The organism is Priestia sp. P5_B4, from assembly GCF_056400385.1.
This window is the reverse complement of record NZ_JBFULJ010001476.1, coordinates 1-574: the sequence shown is the minus strand read 5'-3', so window position 1 is coordinate 574 and position 574 is coordinate 1. Positions and strand designations below refer to the sequence as shown.

At 42.1% G+C, this 574-nt stretch carries 1 protein-coding gene; it reads left to right on the top strand.

Annotation, left to right across the window (positions count from 1 at the left end):
- Positions 1-30 precede the first annotated feature (30 nt).
- Positions 31-574: M48 family metalloprotease (locus AC1DRF_RS31700; RefSeq protein ID WP_477742788.1), on the top strand; the 544-nt coding region annotated here is incomplete at its 3' end.

Sequence of the window (574 nt, the reverse complement as noted above, 5' to 3'; positions counted from 1 at the left end):
ATGCACGTATTAGTTAAAGGAGGAAGACTTGTGCTAAAACGAATTTCACTGTTTATTTTCGTTAATATTTTAGTATTAATCACAATCACAACGATTACATCTTTATTAGGTGTTCAAAGCTATATGGGAAGCAGCGGTTACGGCKGCCTGCTGGCATTTAGCGTAATTGCCGGCTTCAGCGGCGCGATTATTTCTCTTATGATGTCACGCGTGATGGCAAAGTGGATGATGGGTGTTCAAGTTATTGATGAACGTTCTCCTCAAGGTGAATATGAACGATTTGTTTTAGAAGAAACGCATCGACTTGCATCTGTTGCAGGATTAAGAAAAATGCCTCAGGTCGGAATTTATCATTCAGCGGAAGTTAACGCTTTTGCAACAGGACCAAGTAAAAGACGCTCGCTTGTTGCCGTTTCAAGCGGAATGCTTGAACGAATGGACCGCGATGCGATCAGCGGCGTTATCGCTCACGAAATAGCGCATATTAAAAGCGGTGATATGGTCACAACTACGCTTCTGCAAGGAGTATTAAATACATTCGTTATTTTCTTCTCTCGTTTAGTAGCCAAAGCGG